Origin of the sequence: Rhodomicrobium sp. Az07, from assembly GCF_018619475.1 — a bacterium.
GTDB lineage: Bacteria > Pseudomonadota > Alphaproteobacteria > Rhizobiales > Rhodomicrobiaceae > Rhodomicrobium.
Genome location: NZ_JAHFZG010000055.1, coordinates 1 through 424, shown reverse-complemented (window position 1 = coordinate 424; position 424 = coordinate 1). Strand labels below are relative to the sequence as shown.

Here is a 424-nt window from a genome sequence, read left to right as displayed (position 1 = left end):
GACGCGTTGGCGCCCGAGCCTGAACCACAGCGCCTTCGCAGGCCCGGCAGGCATATTTCGGCCGGCGCGTCACGATCACTTTGAACTGGGCCGGGATCACGTCCAGCCGCTTAGAGCCCGTTCCGCTCTGATTGAATCGCAATCAGAGCGGTAAAACGGTCTCTTCTTCGAAGTTTAGAGACGGATTCGCCGATCAGGTGGGTCAACCTGATCGGATCCGGCTCTAGGACGCGATCCTCGCCCATGACATGCATGGCGCCGCCACAACACGGACAAGCTGTGCTTTCCGGGTCGATGACGATCTCCTCCCGGCGCAGATGGGAGGGCAGCGCGCCGCGATTGACAGAGCGGGGTTCTTTGCGCGACGCTTTCAGCGTCGCGTTCGAGGTCTCATCCGTGGCACCCGTTTCGGCGATCGCCTGCT

At 62.3% G+C, this 424-nt stretch carries 2 pseudogenes; both read right to left on the bottom strand.

The annotated features are described in order from the left end of the window. Positions 1-115, bottom strand: a pseudogene (locus tag KKP04_RS15310) (IS66 family transposase zinc-finger binding domain-containing protein); the annotation flags it as partial. After that, a pseudogene (locus KKP04_RS16045) lies at positions 111-424 on the bottom strand (hypothetical protein); the annotation flags it as partial. The pseudogenes KKP04_RS15310 and KKP04_RS16045, both read right to left, overlap by 5 nt.